18 protein-coding genes, 1 tRNA gene and 2 pseudogenes are annotated in these 18,645 nt (G+C 33.0%); 12 read left to right on the top strand and 9 right to left on the bottom strand.

What is annotated here, in order from left to right; all coding sequences use genetic code 11:
* Nucleotides 1-36: 36 nt before the first annotated feature.
* From gdS-2 to DFR85_RS21855, 3 genes are read right to left on the bottom strand one after another with little or no spacing between them, the layout of a single operon-like run.
* Nucleotides 37-885: a hexaprenyl pyrophosphate synthase gene (gene gdS-2, locus DFR85_RS21865; protein ID WP_110270093.1), complete on the bottom strand. Its 849-nt coding sequence runs from the start codon at nucleotides 883-885 to the stop codon at nucleotides 37-39.
* A gap of 12 nt (nucleotides 886-897) precedes the next feature.
* A complete protein-coding gene (locus tag DFR85_RS21860) occupies nucleotides 898-1,677 on the bottom strand; it encodes a hypothetical protein (RefSeq protein ID WP_110270092.1) in 780 nt (259 codons plus the stop codon).
* Entirely contained in the window at nucleotides 1,644-2,447 is an 804-nt protein-coding gene (locus DFR85_RS21855; protein WP_110270091.1) for an S-methyl-5'-thioadenosine phosphorylase, read from the bottom strand. The genes DFR85_RS21860 and DFR85_RS21855 overlap by 34 nt, the downstream gene beginning before the upstream one ends.
* An 83-nt stretch (nucleotides 2,448-2,530) precedes the next feature.
* Between DFR85_RS21855 and DFR85_RS21850 the strand changes: the two genes are divergently transcribed.
* Nucleotides 2,531-3,151, top strand: a complete 621-nt coding sequence (locus tag DFR85_RS21850; protein WP_110270090.1) for a phosphoribosyltransferase — start codon at nucleotides 2,531-2,533, stop codon at nucleotides 3,149-3,151.
* A 4-nt stretch (nucleotides 3,152-3,155) separates the two neighbouring features.
* On the opposite strand, the gene prf1 is transcribed toward DFR85_RS21850, so the two are convergent.
* On the bottom strand, nucleotides 3,156-4,241 hold the full coding sequence (gene prf1 / locus DFR85_RS21845) for a peptide chain release factor aRF-1 (RefSeq protein WP_110270089.1): 1,086 nt from the start codon (nucleotides 4,239-4,241) through the stop codon (nucleotides 3,156-3,158).
* A gap of 186 nt (nucleotides 4,242-4,427) precedes the next feature.
* Between prf1 and DFR85_RS21840 the strand changes: the two genes are divergently transcribed.
* A tRNA-Leu gene (locus DFR85_RS21840) sits at nucleotides 4,428-4,512 on the top strand.
* A gap of 107 nt (nucleotides 4,513-4,619) precedes the next feature.
* On the opposite strand, the gene DFR85_RS21835 is transcribed toward DFR85_RS21840, so the two are convergent.
* A complete protein-coding gene (locus DFR85_RS21835) occupies nucleotides 4,620-4,808 on the bottom strand; it encodes a hypothetical protein (protein ID WP_110270088.1) in 189 nt (62 codons plus the stop codon).
* An 11-nt stretch (nucleotides 4,809-4,819) separates the two neighbouring features.
* Between DFR85_RS21835 and DFR85_RS21830 the strand changes: the two are divergent.
* A pseudogene (locus DFR85_RS21830) lies at nucleotides 4,820-6,016 on the top strand (RNA-guided endonuclease InsQ/TnpB family protein).
* A gap of 264 nt (nucleotides 6,017-6,280) precedes the next feature.
* On the opposite strand, the gene DFR85_RS21825 reads toward DFR85_RS21830, so the two are convergent.
* The 4 genes and pseudogenes from DFR85_RS21825 to DFR85_RS21810 form a co-directional block, all read right to left on the bottom strand.
* Nucleotides 6,281-6,796, bottom strand: a complete 516-nt coding sequence (locus DFR85_RS21825) for a hypothetical protein (protein WP_110270087.1) — start codon at nucleotides 6,794-6,796, stop codon at nucleotides 6,281-6,283.
* Nucleotides 6,797-6,819: 23 nt separating this feature from the next.
* Nucleotides 6,820-7,383 (bottom strand): hypothetical protein, encoded by a 564-nt coding sequence (locus DFR85_RS21820; RefSeq protein ID WP_110270086.1) that lies wholly within the window; start codon nucleotides 7,381-7,383, stop codon nucleotides 6,820-6,822.
* Between the two features lie 95 nt (nucleotides 7,384-7,478).
* Nucleotides 7,479-7,946 (bottom strand): dCTP deaminase, encoded by a 468-nt coding sequence (gene dcd / locus DFR85_RS21815; RefSeq protein WP_110270085.1) that lies wholly within the window; start codon nucleotides 7,944-7,946, stop codon nucleotides 7,479-7,481.
* Nucleotides 7,947-8,111: 165 nt separating this feature from the next.
* Nucleotides 8,112-9,113 (bottom strand): annotated as a pseudogene (locus DFR85_RS21810) (transposase).
* A gap of 141 nt (nucleotides 9,114-9,254) precedes the next feature.
* Between DFR85_RS21810 and DFR85_RS21805 the strand changes: the two are divergent.
* The 9 genes from DFR85_RS21805 to DFR85_RS21765 all read left to right on the top strand — a co-directional run bounded on the left by DFR85_RS21805 (nucleotide 9,255) and on the right by DFR85_RS21765 (nucleotide 18,642).
* Nucleotides 9,255-10,178: a tetratricopeptide repeat protein gene (locus DFR85_RS21805; protein ID WP_110270084.1), complete on the top strand. Its 924-nt coding sequence runs from the start codon at nucleotides 9,255-9,257 to the stop codon at nucleotides 10,176-10,178.
* A gap of 22 nt (nucleotides 10,179-10,200) precedes the next feature.
* The gene (locus DFR85_RS21800) at nucleotides 10,201-11,250 is read left to right on the top strand and encodes a M28 family peptidase (RefSeq protein WP_110270083.1); all 1,050 of its coding nucleotides are present in this window, start codon (nucleotides 10,201-10,203) and stop codon (nucleotides 11,248-11,250) included.
* Nucleotides 11,251-11,268: 18 nt separating this feature from the next.
* Nucleotides 11,269-11,667, top strand: a complete 399-nt coding sequence (locus DFR85_RS21795; RefSeq protein ID WP_110270082.1) for an SRPBCC family protein — start codon at nucleotides 11,269-11,271, stop codon at nucleotides 11,665-11,667.
* Between the two features lie 25 nt (nucleotides 11,668-11,692).
* Complete coding sequence (locus tag DFR85_RS21790; protein ID WP_110271801.1) at nucleotides 11,693-14,077, top strand: plasma-membrane proton-efflux P-type ATPase; 2,385 nt, start codon at nucleotides 11,693-11,695, stop codon at nucleotides 14,075-14,077.
* Nucleotides 14,078-14,126: 49 nt separating this feature from the next.
* On the top strand, nucleotides 14,127-15,356 hold the full coding sequence (locus tag DFR85_RS21785) for an ABC transporter permease subunit (RefSeq protein WP_110270081.1): 1,230 nt from the start codon (nucleotides 14,127-14,129) through the stop codon (nucleotides 15,354-15,356).
* Nucleotides 15,353-16,108 carry a peptide ABC transporter permease gene (locus DFR85_RS21780; protein ID WP_168367138.1) on the top strand — a complete coding sequence of 252 codons (756 nt, stop codon included), beginning with the start codon at nucleotides 15,353-15,355 and terminating at the stop codon, nucleotides 16,106-16,108. Before DFR85_RS21785 ends, DFR85_RS21780 begins: the two co-directional genes overlap by 4 nt.
* 4 nt (nucleotides 16,109-16,112) lie before the next feature.
* Nucleotides 16,113-16,973 (top strand): ATP-binding cassette domain-containing protein, encoded by an 861-nt coding sequence (locus DFR85_RS21775; RefSeq protein WP_110270079.1) that lies wholly within the window; start codon nucleotides 16,113-16,115, stop codon nucleotides 16,971-16,973.
* The gene (locus DFR85_RS21770; protein WP_110270078.1) at nucleotides 16,970-17,785 is read left to right on the top strand and encodes an ABC transporter ATP-binding protein; all 816 of its coding nucleotides are present in this window, start codon (nucleotides 16,970-16,972) and stop codon (nucleotides 17,783-17,785) included. The genes DFR85_RS21775 and DFR85_RS21770 overlap by 4 nt, the downstream gene beginning before the upstream one ends.
* 530 nt (nucleotides 17,786-18,315) lie before the next feature.
* Complete coding sequence (locus DFR85_RS21765) at nucleotides 18,316-18,642, top strand: DsrE family protein (RefSeq protein WP_110270077.1); 327 nt, start codon at nucleotides 18,316-18,318, stop codon at nucleotides 18,640-18,642.
* Nucleotides 18,643-18,645 lie beyond the last annotated feature (3 nt).

The raw sequence follows: 18,645 nt of genomic DNA, 5'->3' as shown, positions 1-18,645 counted from the left end.
CAATTTTTATAAATCTTCACCAAGATTTAACGCAACCTAAAACATTTTATTTTTTATTCCCGCTTCTGACAGTAAACCATATGCTAAAAAATCAGGTAACGAGGATAAAGAATCTTTATAATTTTCTTCAATAGGTAACGAATCTAGTATTTTTAAATACTCTGATTTATTCCTATCAAATTCTACTGCTACTAAAGAATCAACTCTTCCCTCAGTTATTTGGAAGAGTTGTTTTGCACTACCTACGAGTTTTTCTCTTTCCAATTTTACACAATCAACATAATCATCTACTAATTGATAGATTATTCCTAAATATTTTCCTAAATCCATAGTTAAATCTACTGCGTTGCTTTTACCAGATGAGAAAGATGCTAGCATCGTAGGAAGCTTAAACAGACTTGCAGTTTTCAACTCTATAGTTTTAAAATAATCTTTACTTTCTCCATACATATCTTTTAAAGCTCCTACAGCGGTGTCTTTCCATAATTCTATGCTAATATTAAGGGCCCTATCACCATACTGCGAAATTATGTTCAAAGCTGTAGGAATTAGAAAATTTGATACAAAAATTACTCTTCTATTAGTGTATATAGCCCAAGCAGCTTTTTTTCCTCGCCTATAATCATCGTAATCAACTATATCATCTAAAGCAAGCGAAGCAGAATGCAAAATTTCAGTAGCTAAAGCTCCTGGATAAGCGTCTTTTTCATCTCCACCCAGAGCGTTATTTAAAAGAAACAAAAGCGTACCTCTAAATCTCTTTCCATCTCGCATAATGTATTTACTCATCTCGAGAACTTCCCAATCTTTAAGGTCATTCATAAACTTCCCTACTAGATCGTCTATTGTTTCCTTACTTTTTGTCCAAAACTCTAATAGATCCACAAATATCCCTTCTCACTTAATTTTGTTTTTTAAAATATAAGATATTATTGTTAAATAAATAGGTGCCATAAGAGGCTCAGTATCTAGAAGAAGCTCTTTGACATTATAATTATTCTTTTTGAGCTCAAACGAAATTCTTCTCATAACCAATGTATCTATCCCAGTATATATAAGTGTGGAATTAGAAAAATTTGTATCATAATAAGTTTTAACTATTTTGCCCAAATTTTCCTCTATATAGTATTTAGATGGCAATAATACTGGAGAAATTATTATTTCTGGTAAATTTAAATCCACTTCAGAAGATTTTTTTTCTATCCAATCTTTCAAATCTGAAAAATCTAGTTCTTCAAGGATTCTTTTAGATCTAGGTGAATTTAATGATTTTGCTATATTATTTAATATAGATAAGGAAAGATTTGTTTCACATAGTTCACCTTCAAATTCAGTAATTTTAGTATTACCTTTTTCCTTTAATTTTTGACATGTAAAAATGTCTGCGTTTATACCTAAAGACCATAAATTATCCAATACTTCTTTTGACTCTGAAACGTCGTTTAAAAAAATTAAGAGATTTTTTTCATCAGCATAAGCGTCCTCAAGAAAAAGTAATTCATATATAGGTATAGTTTTTATAATCTTTCCTTCAAGATTAATTTTAGCTCTCTGATAAGTAAACGCAGGTAATTCCATACCTTTACCATAAGCTACTAGGGAATAATTTCCAAGATTAATATCTTTAATCTTTAACTTTGAAATTATACTAGAGCTGTCTTTAGAGAATTGCAACATGAACACTCCTCTGGTTTTTCTGGAATTCTTTTTATTACTTCGTATAAAAGTTTCCTAGCCTTTTCTGAATTTTCGTTCATTACTTTACCTACTTCTTCTGCAGTCACTGGAATATCTGCAAAAACGTCGTAATCTGTAACCATACCTATAGTGGAATAACACATTTGAAGTTCGCATGCCAAATTAATTTCTGGAACTAGCGTCATTCCTATTATATCAGCTTTAAAAACCTCCCTCCATACTCTGCTTTCTGCTCTTGTAGAAAATCTTGGCCCTTCAATACATATATACGTACCAACATCATGAGTAGGTATTCCTAGACTTTTTGAAGAATCTATAATAATCTTTCTTAAATGGTTACAAAAAGGATCTGCCATTGATACGTGAGCTACTACTGGTCCATCAAAGAAAGTGTATTGTCTTCCTTTGGTCATATCAATGAACTGGTCAGGAATTACAAAATCTCCAGGTTTATAATCCATTCTTAAGCTTCCTACCGCAGAGACGCCAATGACCCATTTTACCCCTAGTTCATGAAGAGCCCAAAGATTTGCCCTATAATTTATTTTATGAGGCGGTATTCTGTGCCTCTTTCCATGTCTAGGTAGAAAGGCTACTTTTTTTCCTTCTACTGTACCTATTGTTATAAGGTCACTCGTTTCACCGTAAGGAGTATACACTTTTATTTCCTTTGTATCTGAAAAAATTTTAGGATCGTATACACCGGAACCTCCGATTATCGCTATTGGAACTTTTTCGTATTCTAGCATAAAGAAATGTTATTGAATGGATTATTAAACTCTAAACCAAAAGTTTGATTAATGTTTATTAATATAATATTTGGGTAAGGAATTTGCCAAAAATTCCCGTAAAGGTTGTAAAATGGGAAGAAGCAGTAGAATGGTCTACAAGATTAGCAGATAAAATTAGAGATTCTTATTCGCCAGATATGATAATAGCTATAGCTAGAGGTGGATTAGTACCGGCTAGGATAGTAGCTGACGTTTTAGGAATTCTCGACTTAATTTCGATTAAGGTTGAGCATTGGGTAGTTACTGCTTCCCACACTCCAGAGGCAAAAATAAAGTATCCATTTAAGGTGGATTTAGGTGGAAAAAAAGTTATTATAATAGATGATATAACCGATACAGGAGATAGCCTTATAATAGCAGAAAAATATGTTAAGGAGAATTTTAACCCTTCTGAAATTAAAACAGCTACTATGCAGCATATAAAAACTGCTTCCAAGTATGAACCAGATTTTTATGCAGAAACCGTAACAGATTGGACGTGGTTTATGTACCCATGGAATTATTGGGAAGACGAAATTAACTTAACTAAAAAAATATTGGACGAAAAAGGACACATGGAAATTTCAGAATTAGAAAAAGAATTTAAGGATAGTTATGGTATCTTACCTCCAATACCTTTAAGCAAAATAATGGAAGAAATGAAAAGAAGAAAAATCTTATAATTTTTTACGATATTCTATACCTTAATTTACCTACAGCTCCACCAAAAGTTTTCTTTACCCATTCTGCTTCTGGTAGTTCGTCGCCAACAACATATACTTTAGTACCATATTTTTCTGCTTCTTGAGTAATTTTTTGTAATTCTGGATTATCTTCATCATATACTATTAAACTGTCTACTGCCCCTAATTCAATAGCTTTTCTTATTTCTTCCAATCCATATATTATTAGACCATCGTCTTTAGCAAGATGGAATTTAAGTTCCTCCATTAGATCCTGCACTTCAACATATTTCTGGCTCTTTAACAGTTCTCTAGATTTCATTACCATCTCTCTTAATCCTGCTTCTCCTTGATCTCCTATATCCACTAAAGGTTCCATTATTAATTTTTTCAGTCTATAGTCAATATATTCACCATCGTAGAAATCTTTCTTAGCGTAACCTGGACCTCCTAATAATATGCCCTTAAGTTTACCTTCCTCTAGATAAGGTAAGAGATAATGATTAACCTTCTCCCCAGTCTCTTTAAGGAAATTGTCATACATTTCTTCAATTATTCTATCAATTCTTCTCTGTGACTGACCTCCCATCATATGTTTACCAGGTACAAATCCTTCAGCCTCTTCTAAAACCTCTATTTTAGATCCTCTTAATATACCTATAGTAGCTTGGTCTCTTTCAACAATTATCAGACCATAAATCTCGCTTTCTTCCACCATATCTTCAAGAAATTCAGTATGGAAATATTTATCAGTTCTATAGAAGTAAATTGTTATTTTTTCTGGAGGAGAGAAGACATAACATTTAAACTCCTCAGTATCAAAATTCTCTCCACAGAATATAGCAAGTCCATTATCTGGTACTTTATTAAAGGACATCAGTCTATCTATAGCTGAACTAATAGCAGATTCTACTGCGTCTCTTGTTCGTTTCAGTTTAATGTTCTGAGAAATTGACGCTTCTTGCCTTAACATATTAGCAACATCAGCTACTGGTCTACCTGGCGGTATATACAAGGAAAGTAAGACCGTAGCTGGTGCGCTCCATTTTTTCAACTCCCTTAGAATTGTTTTTAATTCCTGCTTATTCAGGACATATTTGTCAAAGACTCATCCCTGATCAATATATCTATTCTTTGCAGGAGTTAAAAAGTTGCTGACATTATTCTATGAATTTTTGAAGTATAATCAAGAATAATACATCATATATTACTAAATAACTTTTCTTATCGCACTATAGAAAACGTTTTTAGTTAAATCATTGTTATTTTTTATCATGCGGGGATGCCCGAGCTAGGCCAAAGGGGGTGGACTGAGGCTCCACTGGCGAAGGCCTGCGTGGGTTCAAATCCCATTCCCCGCACTGCTAATTCCTAGTTATTCTATTATCTTTATCAGATTCAGGGGTTCAAAGGAGGCGGAAGACTCCATGGAGATGGATAGGCTCCATATCCTTTGCCTCTAACATGGCTAGGCGATGGCTTGAAGAGCCGAAGGAACTACTTGATTGGGGTCAACTTGAGGGCCTTCACCACCTCCTCTCCTATACCTAGTCTTCTTAGTCTCACCCTTGTAAAGCTTGTCTTCTTGTTTAGGAGTGTTGTTCGTGAAAATCGCCGTAGGAGCCCCCTTTGTAAGGCTTATATACGTCTTTTTCAAATACCCTATTAATGCCCGACGTAGGGTTACGTTTCAGAGCATACATAGACGAACAAACATTGAGGGCGTTAAAAGCCCAATTGAGGTTAGCGTCAGAAGTATACAACACCCTACGCTGGACAGATGCGTATTTTCATGAAAGAGATGGGAAAGGACTCACTAAGACGGAGTTGAGGCAACTAGCCCTTGACCTGAGAAAACAGGATGAACAGTATCAACAAATATATTCCCAAACACTGCAACAGATCGCAGGCAGGTTCTACGACGCTAGACAGAGGTTCTTCGATGGGTTAGCACGTTACCCAAAAGAAAGCGCACAAGTGGTATTCCCTCGTCTACCCTCAATCAGGTTGGAAAATACTGAGGGTAAGAGGAATAAGGACGAAAAGCAAGAAGAACAAGAAGAAGGTAATAACGCTTCAGCTGTCAAACCTAGGGATCTTCAACGTTATTGTTCATAGGGATTTCCCGCTAGACAAGGTAAAGAGGGTCATAGTCAAGTTAACACCATCAGGCAGATTGTACATTACTTTCGTCGTTGACCAAGAGTACCCTCAACTTCCCAAGACAAACAAAGTAGTTGCTGTGGACGTTAGTGTAGAGAAACTTCTCACTACCTCTGATGGGGAATATGTGCCAAACATGAGGCCTTACGAGAAGGCGCTCAATAAGACAAGGAGACTTCATAAAGCTCTTTCAAGGAAGAAGTTCTTGTCACGCAACTGGTTTAAGGCAAAGATTCGTCTAGCGAGGGCTTATGAGCACTTGAAGAATCTTAGGAAGGACATGTACATGAAACTCGGGAAGTATTTTGCTGAGCATTATGACGTCTTGGTCATGGAGGATATTCATGTTAAGCAAATTGTTGGTAAGTCTCTTCGAAGGCTGAGGATGAGGCTTCAAGATGTCGCTTTTCATGAGCTTAGGAGTATCATGGAGTATCAACTTGGGAAGTACGGTAAGGAGATTCGTTTTGTTAATCCTGCTTTTACTTCAATTACTTGTGCTAAATGCGGACATGTTAGGAGGGACTTGACGTTAGCAGAACGTATGTTTGTTTGTCCTAATTGTGGTTGGTCTGTAGATCGTGACTATAATGCTTCTCTCAACATCCTGAGAAGATCGGGGTCGGAACGACCCTCACTGTGGAGCTGAGACCTCTACCTTTGGCAAGCCTCGGCTTTGAAGCAGGAAGCCACGTCTGTTAGGGCGTGTAGTTCACCTAATAGAGCAAAGTAAGTTTTCTTTGTACTATCTTTTACTTATCCTTTGTGTTGCTTAGCACAGAGAAGCATTATACTGTTTTTCATCACATAAGCTTAAAAATAGATACAAATAGCCTAAAAAAGCATAAAACTGAAAGTATGCATAGAATATTCCTCACAGTAACACTAAGATTAGTTTGCAATATTATTCTTAATATTACAAAACAGTTAAGAATATTATATATAATAATTAATGTTATCAATAATCTAACTTCTTTCGTTTTCAAATTTCAAAATTTTATAACAAAAATCTCTCAAATCTTTATTTGTTGTCAGTTTTTCTATTTCAATAAGTATTTTTTCAATTTCACCATTTCTTAGTTTAGATTCTAAAATTTTTCTCATAAATAAACCCCTATACGTCAATGAGAATCTTTTATTTTTATGAATAACTTCTTCTTCAATAAGTTTTTTTATGTGGCACTTTATTCTTTCACTAGAAACTCCCTTTCTATTAAATTTGAAAAAAGGTTCTTGTATTTGTAATGTATTCAATTTCATGTAAACTACAAAACAAGCTGTAAGGAGTTGTTGTAAATTTAATTCGTGTGCTAAAGAATATATTATTAACTCATCAATTGTAATATCATAATTAACTTCTTTTTGGTTAAAGTAGTTATCAAAGTTTCTTACTATGTCGTTTATTAACAATTTTGTAATTTCTCTACAATTTAGTCTGCCCTCTTCATCAAGTTCATCTAAAAGTTGCTCTAATCTGCTCATTATGAAAATTTTGTGCCGTAAATTTAAATGACTTCTCTGTAAACTATATATCCTAGTATCGTACCGTAAGGTAATAACAATATATCTATAACTGGAAAGAAAGATAACAATGCAGATAGATAAATGATTATAAATGACAAGGCATCTTCACTTATAGCTCTTGTTAGCCATTGTAAACTCTGATTTATACCTCTTATTCCACTTTTGTATACGAATGGGAATGAAACTAAAAGAAAAGCTAATGCTAGGGAATTAAGTAAAAATCCAAAGGGAATATACGAGAAAATAAAAAAGAAAAATCCTAAAATTATTCCTAGTTCTATTATACAGTTTAGTCTGCTGGACGTATCTCTCCACTCTTCATATAAACTTGGTGTAGTCATGTAGCCAGAAAATACCATAGAAATTGCAAAAGAAAACGCTATTCCGTTTATTATGGATATACCAATCCTGGTTAACAATGTAGGGGGAATTAAAACTTCAATAACTAAATCTACCATAAAGTCTAAAATTACTATAATAAGAACTGGCAATATTAGCGTTAACCTATTAGCAAGCTCCTTAAAAGCTTCTTCTACTCGTTGCATGCTAAAGAGTTGTTATATTTTTTAATATAATTTTCTGGAGTAAATAACTAGATACTTCTATAGAGTATTATTTTATATTAATATAAAAAACGAAATTAAATTATCTTACCTCCTTGATAACTTCCGTTATATAGCATTTCCGTAGGTTTATCTAATTTTATAAAAATTAAATGTATAACTCTAGATTCTTTTTTTATTTTAGCTTTATTTAAAGACGTTAGGGCTATTGTTATTTTTCCCTTATATCCTGCATCAATAACAGTTGGAGGTGTTAAAAATCCATTACGTGCTAGAGTGCTTCTAAGTGTCATTAAACCTGCAGTATCGTTAGGCATTTCTATTTCCTCACATGTTTCAAAAAGATACGTCTTAAGAGGTTCCATTTCAGCATAATCCTTAAATTGATGTTCTTTAAGAGAAGCCTTTTTGTCAGGAATTATTATTTCTCCAGTGACTTCGTAATATTTGTCTCCGCATATCCTTAAATCGTATCCATTTTCTCTTACGCTTTCGTCTGAAATATTTTTTATCATAAGAGAGTAAATAGATTGATGGCTTAACATACGGAATATTTATTAAAAACAAAATGAATAAAAACTGAGCTCCTCTTAATCTCTGTCGGTTTAACTTTACGGGGGCGTTCAGTAATAAATATTTCGGTTGAACTTCAAGCATAATGTCAACTAAGATTGCCACGTGTACCTTTCAATCCACGTGGCGATTTATGGTCACTTAGGCTCATAAGGCTTATTATTATACCAAACACTCCAAACTATCCTCAATTTCCTGGCTAAAGCAGACAACTTCTTTCCCTTCAACTTTTCCTTATGGTTCTCGTAAAAATTCTAGTAATGTAGGATTACGAGAGTAATTCATCTCAGCGAGGAAAACAAGCTGCACAAGTACTTATTACCCTTCTTCGATATTCCCTTACAGTAGCTTTACCGCTCCTCTCATTGGGTCTAAACCGCAGATACGAAGGACTCAGGGTTAGGAAAGCGTTTAATGTCTCCAACAATGCCTATTATTATCCAGAAAGTTTCCCTATTCCCGGTATAGTTAATAGAACGTGATTTTCAGACTGTAATTGTATCATTTTCTCTACTTCTTTTATTTTCTCGCTTGTTTCCAGTAGTGCTTTAGATAATACTTCGATTTCTTCAAGTACGATCTTTGTTCCAAGTTGTATAATTGTATTTTGAAGTTTCCTTTAGAGAATTCTTCAATTTCCTTGCTTATTTTTCCTCGTCACTTAGGAATAGTGCTCTTTTTACCCTGTTCTTGTACTTTACTTTCAACTTTTAGGAAGACGTATAGTGTTACTAGTTCTTTCAATGGGTTGTAGTTGTACTCCTTTGCCTTGTTTACCATGTTTATTAGTTTTTGTAGTAAAAATCTGTTTTCCTCTCAAGTCCTTCTCCTTCCATAGTTTTGGCTTACTTGTAGTATCTTGATCCCTTTTTCCTTGAAGTATTGACATGGTTTTATTGATGCTCCTGTCGGTTCGACCACTATTGTGTTTAGTTTCACTTTTAGTATTTCTTCATAACCCTTCTTGTTGTGTAGACCCTCCCCTCACTCGTCACATGATCTTTTGATATGTCTATTCCTAGGATCCCTACCTCTTTATCACACCTATATCCGTGCATATTATCACAATGTTCAGTCCGATGGTAGGGGTTTGTCACGCCCCCGATCGAAGACTTTGCTTCAGTCAAGGGGTCAACCAGTAAGGGCGGGGTTGTTCACTAGTTTAAGAAAATAGTATAATAATCATTGTTTTCCAAGTATATCTATATTAAGGAATTTTCAGTTAGCATGTTAAAAATCAACTAAAAGAGTTATTTGTTATTGAATCAAAATAACATTTTGTGAAAAGGAATACTTTAGACGAGGCAAAGTTCCTTTATGACAAGTTTAAAAAATCTGGTAATGTAGAATATTTGGATTCTTCAATTAAAATTTTAAATTCTTTAAAAAAGGATCTTAACAGTCTTAATCTATTAGGTTTATGTTATCTTGATAAAGAAGATCCAGATAAAGCATTAGAATACTTTGATCAAGCTTACAAGTTAGCTAAAGACGATGAAAGCAAAGGAGTAATATTATTCAATAAAGCTCTATGCTTCTTTAAAAAGAAAAATTATGTAGAAACGTACGAAATCTTGAAGCAAGTAGTATCTTTAAGAACTTCTGTAAGAGCTCATGCTAATAGATTATTAGCTAAAGTATGCATAGTTAGAGGAGGTAAATATCTAAATGAGGCTAGAAGTATTCTTGAAAGTTATGATGAGCCTAACGAAGATTTAGCATTAGTCTATATTTTGCTTTCAAGAAGCGGGGAAAAAGATCTTTATAAAAAGGCTATTGACATAGCCAAGGTCTTAAAAAACGATAAATTATTAGCTGAGGCTCTCTTATCTTCAGACGAGATATCTGATCTAGAGGAATCTTTGGAAATATTTAGGAAAATTGGAGATGTAAGCGGAGAAGCTAAGGCTCTCTTTGCACTCTCTTCTAAAAAGCCTGAGCTTATTTATGAGGCTATACAAAAATTGGAAGAAAGTGGAAAAGGAGAAAGCGCTGAAACTTTACAGCTTTTATTTGAAATGTATAAGAGAACAAATATTTTAGATTTTCTTAAAAGAGCTATAGAAATTGCTAAAAAGATTGATAATAAACTATTTTTAGCTAGAGCATACGCTGAGCTATCATTGCATGAGAATGAAATAGAGAATTTAAGAAAGGCTGTAAAATATTACGAGAAATATATAGAGAGCTGGCAAAACAAATAAGCTAATTTCCATGATTTAATTTATGGATATTGGTTTTGCAGAAGATCTCATGAAACTTGGAGAGGCAATACATGGAGGGAATATTGAGAAGAAAATCTTGGAAATAATTGAAGGAAACCTTGATAATTTCAGAAAAAATGTTGTTAGGACTAAATTCTGGAAAATAGAAAGGGAAGACGTATATGTAAATAACAAGAGAATTGAAGCCAGCCTCCTTCCTTATACGTCTGGATGTATTAAAGGTAAAATTGGAAGAGAAATAACTATAATAGATATGCCTTCTCATCCTTTTAGTTTGTCTCAGCCAGAAACAGAAGGATTATTAGTAGTAGATAATAAATTGCGACGCATTTCCTTATCTAAGAATAAGCCCGTTTCTTTCTTTATAAAGAATAAAATGGAAGGATATGTCGAAATATGCGGTGAAGGTAAGCTAGAAGACGCCACTTCGTATAATTTGGAAACTATAAGGAAAGATGGTAATGATTTTATCGTGATAGGAGCTCATGTAGATCATTGGCTTTCAGGCTTTCATGACAATCTCTTTAGTATAGCGTTAGCATTATCCTTAAGACCTAATCTAAAGAATCATGGATTTAAATTAGTTTTCTTCTCATCTGAGGAAGGTCCTAAGTGTTGTACTGGATCATTACAACAACCTAAGGATAAAACTTTTGTAATGATTTCGCTTGATGCTCTTTTTCCAAATAGAGTAGTTTTTTCTGCTACACCAGACTTATGGGAATTTTCTAAATTTTTTAGACTAAAAAGAATAGAAATGCCTTCTCCATTTTCAGATCATTTTCCGTATGTCGCCGAAGGGTACCCTGGAATGGTACTTTATAATGATGATTTAATACCTTTTTATCATTCTGATCAAGATCTTCCAATAAAAGAGGATCTTTCATACTTTAACTATATGAAAACTAGTTTAGAAAGAATGATTGAATCTATTGATGAGAAGAATTCAGAATATTTAGATAATCAATTCTATAAATATTCAAAAACAAAAATAAGAAAAGGTTCTATTATACCTGATTACAGGAATTTGACGTCAAGATTTAAAATCTAGGTATAATTAAATTGTATTATGATCGAATTTAGAGTTTCAAGAGAAATAAAGAATCCTGAAGCAGTATGGAAAGTAGCAAGCGATGTTGTTTCAATTCCTAAGTATTGGAAGGGAATATCAAGGTTAGATGTTCAAAAGGTTGGAGATCATTATGAAGGCAAGGTTAGGTTTGCCTTTCCTTCAACTTCCTATGTACGTATTTTTGTAGATGATGATAATAAGATCATGAAAATAGAATTTACTAAAGGTATAATAAAAGGTTTTAATGAGGTAGGAGTTAAGGAAAGTGAAATTTACTCTTTTTGGAAAGTTTCAGAATCAATCATTTTAAAACCTTTTGAAAAAAGAAATTTCGAGCACTTTAAATTAGGTGCCGAACATGCATTGGAAAGAATAATAGAGTCTGTTAATGTTTAAATTCCCATTTTTTTATATAATATCTATGACTGATTATGAAAAGGCTTCTATAGAGGATATATTGAAAGAACTATCCACGTCAAAAAATGGGCTATCTGAGGAAGAAGCTAAAAACAGGTTACAGACTTACGGTTACAATGAAATAAAAGAGAAAAAAGAAAGTCCAGTAATAAAATTTCTTAAGAAATTTTGGGCTCCAGTTCCATGGATGTTAGAAGCTGCAATAGTATTAACATATGTATTGGGAAAATATTTGGATATGTATATTATAGCATTTTTATTAGTTTTTAATGCAATAGTTAGTTTTGTTCAAGAAAATAGAGCGGAAAATGCTGTAGAACTCTTAAAACAGAAGTTGAACGTTAAAGCTAGGGTACTAAGGAATGGAAAGTGGGAAGTTATACCAGCGCGATATTTAGTGCCAGGAGATGTAATTCATGTAAGATTAGGAGATATAGTTCCTGCTGATGTGAAAATTTTTGATGGTAAAGTATCAGTAGATCAATCTGCTCTCACAGGAGAATCAATGCCAGTTTCAAAAACAGTGGGTAACGTAGCTTATTCTGGGTCTATAATAAAAAGAGGCGAAGCTACTGGAGTAGTGATTTTAACTGGAGCTAAGACATATTTTGGAAAGACTACTGAGTTAGTTCAGTCAGCTAAGGCGGAATCTCATTTGGAAAAACTTATTTTAAATATAGTGAAATATTTAATAATTATCGATGTAGTTCTTGTAATAGCATTAACGGTATTTTCAATAATATCAGGAATAAGTATTTCAGACGTATTACCATTTTCATTAATAGTATTGATAGCATCCATACCTGTAGCTTTACCCGCAACCTTTACAATAGCCATGGCACTTGGAGCTGTTGAATTATCAAAAAAGGGTATATTAGTTACTAGGCTAACGGCCTCAGAGGACGCTGCTTCAATGGATGTCTTAAATTTAGATAAAACTGGTACAATAACCGAAAATAGAATGAGAGTAGGAGACCCTATTCCTATGCAGGGTTTTAGTAAAGACGAGGTTGTAAAATATGCATATATGGCTTCTGATGAGGCAAGTCAAGATCCTATAGATAACGCAGTTATAACATGTCTACGAGAAAATAAAATAAATCCAGAGAATTTTGAGAAAATAAGTTTTAAACCATTTGATCCTTCCATAAAAAGAACTGAGGCTATAGTAAATTATAATGGTAAAATATTAAGAGTAGTTAAAGGTGCACCGCAAGTTATAGCATCCATGGCCGAGCTAAATAATATTGGAGATTATAATAAGACTTTGGAAGATTTATCGTCTAGAGGTTTTAGGACAATATCTGTTGCAATAGGAGATAAAGAAGGTAAACTAAAAGTAGTAGGTATTCTTCCACTCTATGATAGACCTAGACCAGATAGTAAAAGCTTTATTCAAGAGATTAAGGCCTTGGGAGTAAAACCGAAGATGGTAACTGGAGATACTAAACTTATTGCAAAAGAAATAGCCAAAGAGGTTGATATAGGAGATACTATATGCAATATAAATGATATAAAAGAAATTCCAGATGAACATGAAAAAGTAAAGAAAATAGAGGAATGTAATGTATTTTCTGAAGTTTATCCAGAGGATAAATATTTCATAGTTAAAACTTTACAAAAAGCAGGACATTACGTAGGAATGACGGGTGACGGAGTAAATGATGCTCCTGCACTAAAACAAGCTGAAGTAGGGATAGCTGTGGCTAACGCTACAGATGTGGCAAAAGCGTCTGCAAGTATGGTATTAACACATGAGGGACTTACAGATATAGTAGAATCTATAAAAACTGGAAGAAAAATTTATCAAAGGATGTTAACATATACAATAAATAAAATAATTAAAACATTACAAGTTGTATTATTTCTAACATTATCTTTCTTTATAGTGAGATTCTTTGTAACTACTCCCTTTGATATAATATTATTATTGTTTGCTAACGATTTCGTTACTATGTCTATAGCTACTGATAATGTAAGATATTCACAACATCCAGAAAGATGGAGTGCCAAAAAATTAATTATAGCATCATTGATTTTAGCTTTTCTTGTAGTAGTTGAGTCATTTTTCGCTTTATGGGTTTCGCTGTATCAAGGATTATCAATAAACGAAATTCATACATTCATTTTCGATATGTTAGTATTTAGTGGTCAATTTACCGTATATATGGTTAGGGAAAGAAGAAGTATGTGGGCTTCTATGCCAAGTAAATTTTTGCTGACTTCAAGTATAGCAGATATAATATTTATTACTCTTATCTCATTGTTAGGGATTTTCGTTACTCCTCTACCGCTATTTTATATTCTAGAAGTTTTAGCAATAACATTCTTATTTACTGTTGGAATAGATCTAATAAAGAATATTTCATTTAAGACTGTTGGAATCTAAAAAACTAAAATAAAACTTTTTTAATCTAAAGATCTTCAATAGCTAAGCCATGAAATACGGTCTTCTATTTTTTTCTATTTTATCATTATTAATAGGTATTGTTCTATCATATATTTCTACGATAACTGTATTTTATCAAGATATAAGTTATGGCAATGGTAGCATTGCCTATCCTCCGCAAAACTGGAGATATCAATATTGGTCAGTTCTAAGTAAAGGATTTCCAAATTCTACTATATTTCTTCCTAATAAGGAAATAAACATCACTGGAGTACATGACATTTATTTAAATAAGTCAAGTTTTTATGTATTTTCAGTGTATGGATATATTCAACCATATGCTATTTTGTCAATTCTAGGATTATTTCTAATATTTATAGGTACAGCTTTTGGGTTCAGAAGCTCTATTCTTTTAATGCAAGAAAGAGTATTAGGCGAACTTTCTAAAGGTTATGCAGTTGAAGGGTCCCTATCACGCTATATCTTGAAAAGATTTTCAAGCCTTGTAATATCTATATCTATAGTTTCAGTAGTGGTTTATTTTTTAGAGATTATTCAAGGAATAAATCCTGTTAAGGATATTATAGACCTATTAACATTTAATGAGGGATTAAGTAAACTTGGAATAAGCGTAGATTCTTTGCTTCTTACCTCACTTTCTTATACAAGTCTTTTAAGCGGAATAGCGTTTTCCTTAACTGTTTATTTAAGCGCTTTTCTAGTAATGAGATCTATTGGCAGTAGCGGATTTTTACTAACTTTAATACAAAAATGGAAATATATTGGAAACGCTTTAGCGTCGTGGGTTATTGGCATAGCGTTACTCTATACCTTTCATTATTATCTTGGAATTTTACCTATAGGATCTCCGAAGGGTCATCTAATTTTTTATATAATACTTCCTTTATTATCACTATTCTTTCCTTATATCGGAATATTTGCTAATAGAATAATATATACAGTTGGTTCTACTTCAGATATCAACAAAGCAAAAGGTTTAAGTAAGGACATAATAGTCTATCGTCACGTTGTAGGGAATCTTATGGTAGTAACTTTGTCTACAATATCCTCGGCTTTTATAGAAATGTTGATAGCAGAGTTTTTAATTGAAGCTATATTTTTTTGGCCTGGTTTAGGATACCTATTAAGATTTAGCGTGGATTCTGGAGATATTAGAGTAGTTGAAGGAATCTTATTAATATACTCGACTATAGTTCTTATTTCAAATTTCATTGCAGACGTTATTTACGGAATAGTTGATCCAAGGGTGAGAAGATGAAAGTATCTGTCATAATTTTAGTTTTTATAATACTATTTTCCTTATTTTTTTCCTTCTACAAACTTCCGCAAGGTTCACCATTGACTTCTCCAAATCTAGAATTTCCTCTTGGAACGTATATTAATGGACAAAATATGATAAATGTAAATGCAATAGCAATTATTAACACTTTCATTTTTGGAACAGTAGTAGGCATTATAGAAATATTATTAGCTGCTACATATGGTGTTTTTTCCACTATAGGTAGTAGAACTAGAGTTATAATGGTTAGGTTCTTGGACGCATTGACAATAATTCCTAGAATACCTTTTCTTTTAGCTATAGCTTTATTTTATGGAATTCCAGAAGGGACATTTTTGAGAGCTAATTTTTTCTTAACTGCGATTATAATTGCTCTTACTGGATGGTCCAATTATGCAAGGCAAATAAGTGAAAATCTTTATTTTTCTACATCAATGCCTCTTTTATCAAGAATTGTAGGTAAGCTTTCATTTAGGTTATCTATTTCCCAATATTGGCCATCATTGTCATCTTTAACTAAGAAATTTTTTATTCCAGCTATTATAGACGGAATATCTACATATACTGCAATGGGTGTTATAGCAGGAGTAGGGGATCCTAGTTATCCTACTTTAACCACTCTACTTAATACTTCCAGATTATTACCAGACTGGTGGCTATTCCTTATTCCAGCTGTATTTAGGGGGATAGTAATAGTCATTCTTTATATTATTTCAGATTCTTTAAGGTGAGATAATGCTAAAATATAATTGTATAACTTCAGAAAAATTAAGGTGTTTTGATGCAGAAATTTCCGACAATATGTATCTAGGAGTTCTAGGTCAAAGAGATAGCGGTAAGGAGGACCTAATATATCTTACTTTAAGGCTGAAAAACAAGATATCTGGAAGTATAATACTTGATGGAGTTGATATATTTTCATTATCAGAAGAAGAAATGAATGCAATACGATGGAGTAAAATATCTGCAGTTTTTTATGATCCTTACTCTATGTTTAATCCTATCTATAATGTGGCTTCCCACTTCGCTGAAATAGCCATATCACATAATTTTGGAGATTTTCATTTTTCAGAAGAGATCGCTAAGGAATATCTAAAAATTCTTGGAGCAAAAGAAGATCTGGTATACAGACATCCTCTTCAACTTTCACCATTAGAAGCTAAGAAAATTTCAATAGCGTTAGCATCTTTTATGGAACCTAAGTATATAATAGTAGATGACATAGAGTTTGGTCTTAATGATAATGGGAGAGCTATTATAATTAATTCTTTAATAGATTTAATGCAGATAGTAAAGTCTAGTTTCATAATTCTTGATAACGATCCTGCCGTAATATCTAGGCTTGCCGACTATGTTATTGTAATATATAAAGGAGAAAAAGTGGAAGAAGGTAGTGACGTATTATATGATCATTATCATCCATACACAACTGATTTAATTTCTGGGAATATAAGAGAAAGGAATATTATAGGAAATGGTTGTGTATATAGCGAAAATTGTGCATTTTCAAGTTATAAATGCAAGAGCAATAAACCAGAAGAAGTTAAGGTAGGAAATAACAAAGTTAAATGTTTTCTTTATCCGTGGGAGACATGATATTCGTAAAGAATCTTACTACAGAAAATATTCATGGTATAACGTTAGCTATAGACGGTATTACATGCATTCTTGGTGATTGGGACAAGGATAAGTCAGATTTAGTAGACGTTTTACTTGGACGAAAAAGATTTTCTGGTGAAGTAAGTTATTTTAATGGAATAGAGAAAATTTCTCCTTCAAATATAAGGCTTATTCCTAGAAATCTTGAAAGACCAAAGGTTTTTGTTAGTCAAATTCTCAAACTTTTTTCTAAGAGATATTCAGGAAATTACGAAGTCATAATGAATTTTCTAAATCTTAATGATACTGAAATGAATAGCCTCGAAGAATTTGAAGTATTTAAGGTTTATTTATCATCAGTATTTTTCGGAAAAACAAAGCTTATAATAAGTGAAGATTTTTTGGAATTAATAGAAGAACAAGCTAAGTATCTTGCATTAAAATACTTAATTAAAGCGGCCAAGATGCTTAATTCTACTCTCCTCCTATTTATGAGTTCTGCAGAATATTCTGAAATATGTTCTAAGATTTATGTTATATACGGTGGGAGAGTTTTAGAAGAAGGAAGAAAAGAATTATATCATCCTTATTCTCAAACTATGCAAAAATCTGTAATAACTATAGGTAAAAAATTTGAAAAAATTGATGTTGTAGAAGTAGGTAAGCCAAGTGATAAAGGTTGTCCTTTCCATGATTATTGCTATGCAGCAAAAAATGATAAACTTCTATTTAGGAAATGCGCATTACAAGAACCTCCATTTTTTATAAAGGGAGGGAATAAGGTAGCTTGCTGGTTATATGAAATGTAAACTACACCGTCTTACTAATGTAGCTTCCTATTTCAAAGCTATGCCAATGCTAGAAGTCTTCCATATCCCTTTAGCTTCATTAAGGTGAACTGCCACGCCCTAACGGACGTGGCTTCCTGCTTCAAAGCCGAGGCTTGCCAAAGGTAGAGGTCTCAGCTCCACAGGCACTAAGGGTCGTTCCGACCCCGAGCACTAATGTGAACCCACAGTATCCCAATATGGGACTGTTGAATGGAGCAGAGGCGTACCACATAGACCCTCGCTTTAACCAAGGCGTCTCAGTGACGCTTACTCCGTCAGTGACTGCCATTAATAGAATATTTGAAAAATACGTATTTAAATGTAACCACAAAGGAGGCTATCCATCTCCACCCTTACGGATGGAGTCTTCCGCCCCCTTTGAACCCCTTGTTCAGATAAAATAATGCTTTTACATAAATGGAAAATTCCATGTAAGGAAAAATCTTCTTTAATTTTAGTCATTATTTAAATAGAGTTAATGTTTTATTAAAACACCGTTAAAGTAGCATATGAAAGTAGTAGTACAAGTTTCAGATAATTCAAGAGCCTTACAAGCTATGAAATCAGTACTGAACTTACGAAACGATATAAAAGATGCTGAAATAGAAGTCGTATTTCATCAGGATGCTATAAGATCTCTTATCAAAGGTAACGAAAATGAAAATACAATAAACGAACTATTTAAAAATAACGTGGCTGTGGTAGGCTGTAGAAATAGTATGACTGCTTTAGGAATAAAAGATGAGCAATTAATTGAAGGAATAAAAATAGTTACTGCAGGCGTAGGAGAAATAGTAAGGAAACAGTCTGAAGGTTGGATATATCTTAGATTATAAGAT

Source organism: Acidianus brierleyi (assembly GCF_003201835.2).
GTDB classification, from domain to species: Archaea; Thermoproteota; Thermoprotei_A; order Sulfolobales; family Sulfolobaceae; genus Aramenus; species Aramenus brierleyi.
Note: the sequence above shows the minus strand (reverse complement) of the source record. Positions and strands in the feature narration are given on the sequence as shown.